This is a genomic window from Methylobacterium sp. WL103 (assembly GCF_008039885.1).
GTDB lineage: Bacteria > Pseudomonadota > Alphaproteobacteria > Rhizobiales > Beijerinckiaceae > Methylobacterium > Methylobacterium cerastii.
Window position 1 is genome coordinate 1 of record NZ_VRUX01001022.1, and the last position, 922, is coordinate 922.

A 922-nucleotide genomic window follows, 5' to 3' on the forward strand; every position below is an offset into this window, starting at 1 on the left:
GCGCTTCGCCGAGCTGCGCACCCGGCGCTCGGAGCTCGCCACGCGGTTCCGCCCGGCCGCGCCCGAATTCGCCAGCCTCGACCGCGACCTCACCGAGCTCGCCCGGCAAAAGTACCGCGCGCTGATCAGCGCCGACACCACCCGGCTCGCGGTGCTCGCCGAGAAGATCGCGGCGATCTCCCACATCGAGGCGTCGCGGCGCCAGGCGGCGATCGGCCAGAGCGACGCCTCCCTCGCCTTCGGCCGGCTCGGCCAGCAGAAGAGCCTGCTCGCCGACGAGATCGCCCAGACCCAGCGTCGCATCGACGAGCTGACGACCGGGACCGGCCTGGATTCGCAGTCCGTCACCTCGTCCGCGCTCGTCGCCCGGGCGGTGCCGCCGCGGCTGCCGAGTGGGCCGAACCGCCTGCTGATCCTCGGGCTCGCCGCCGGCCTCGGGCTCGTCGCGGCTCTGGCCTACGTCGCGCTGGCCGAGATCCTGGCCCAGACCTACCGCAGCGCGTCGGACGTGGCGCGCTCGCTGGGGGTACCGGTGCTCGCCGCCCTCCCCTTGCGCGACGAGGGCCGCGCCGCTCCGCGGCGCTCCCGCGCCCCCGGCCTCCGTGGAGCCACCGCATGATCGCCGCCTCCTACGATCCGGCGGTGCCCGACCGCGCGGTGCTCGAGCCGGCCCTGGTGCAGCTCAACCGCCGCGAGGGGCCGCCGCTCCGGCGCATCGGCGTCACCGCGGTTCAGGCCGGCGACGGCGTCACCTCGCTCAGCCGCCAGCTCGCTGGGCTCTATGCCCGACGCGACCTCGACGTGGTCTTGATCGAGGCGAACTGGGCCAAGCCCGCGCTCGCCGCCGCCTACGGCCTTGCGGGCAAGCCGGGATTCGCCGACATCGTCGTCGGCGCGGCGGCGCCCCTGGACGGCGTCCACC

Annotated in this window: 2 pseudogenes; both read left to right on the forward strand. The window is 75.6% G+C overall.

What is annotated here, in order from left to right:
• A pseudogene (locus tag FV222_RS27480) lies at window positions 1-619 on the forward strand (lipopolysaccharide biosynthesis protein); the annotation flags it as partial.
• Window positions 616-922 (forward strand): annotated as a pseudogene (locus FV222_RS27485) (chromosome partitioning protein); the annotation flags it as partial. The pseudogenes FV222_RS27480 and FV222_RS27485, both read left to right, overlap by 4 nt.